Annotated in this window: 1 protein-coding gene; it reads left to right on the plus strand. The window is 74.0% G+C overall.

The window, feature by feature from the left end:
* A partial coding sequence (locus P409_RS35400) for a substrate-binding domain-containing protein (protein ID WP_152613735.1) occupies positions 1-845 on the plus strand: 845 nt, incomplete at both ends.

Raw genomic sequence — 845 nt, forward strand, 5'->3', positions numbered from 1 at the left:
CGTCGCATTCCGTGGTCCAGGTCGCGGGGCCGGACACGGCGATCGGCCGGCTGCCGGCGCAGTGGCTGGTGGAGACGCTGGGCGGCCGCGGCGCGGTGGTGATGATGGTGGGGGACCCGGAGATCGGGCCGCTGCTGCGCCGGGCCCGGGCGGCGCGCGAGGTCTTCGCCCTGTCGCCGGGCATCCGCATCCTTGAGACGGTGCACACCGAGATGACGGTCCCGGCCGGCCGCCGCGCCATGGCCGGGCTGATCGAGCGCTGGGGCGACGCCATCGACGGCGTCTGGTGCGACAGCGGCCTGCACGGCGCCGGGTCGATCCAGGCCTGGGTCGATGCCGGATATGACGGAAGGGTGCCGCCGCACACCGGCGGCGACCAGAACGCGGTCTACCAGCTGGCGATCCTGCACGGGGTGAAGCTGGCGGCGATGGACTTCCCGCCGGCGATGGGCATCCGCGCGGTCGAGGCCGCGCTCGACATCCTGGCCGGCCGCACCCTGCCGCGGCGGATCGAGGTGCACACGCCCCTGGTGATCAGCCGGGGGTGGGAGACGGCGTCGGTCCGCGCCGATGTGTCCGTCGAGGACCATGTGCGCTGGGACCGGCCGCCCAGCCTGATCCTGGGCCATGGCATGGGCGAGGATTACGACCCCACGACCTTTGCCGTGGGCAAGGGGGCGGCGGCCGATGGCGGCGCCCGGTCGATCCTGCGCACCCTCGACATCCTGGTCTGGCTCAAGGCGCATGGCGGCGAGGCCGGCATCGCCGACCTGCTGGAGGCGGTGGCCATGCCGCGCTCCTCTCTGCACGACCTGCTGGGGCCGCTGGTGGCGCATGGGCTGCTG

Source organism: Inquilinus limosus MP06, assembly GCF_000767795.1.
Classification (GTDB): Bacteria; Pseudomonadota; Alphaproteobacteria; order DSM-16000; family Inquilinaceae; genus Inquilinus; species Inquilinus limosus_E.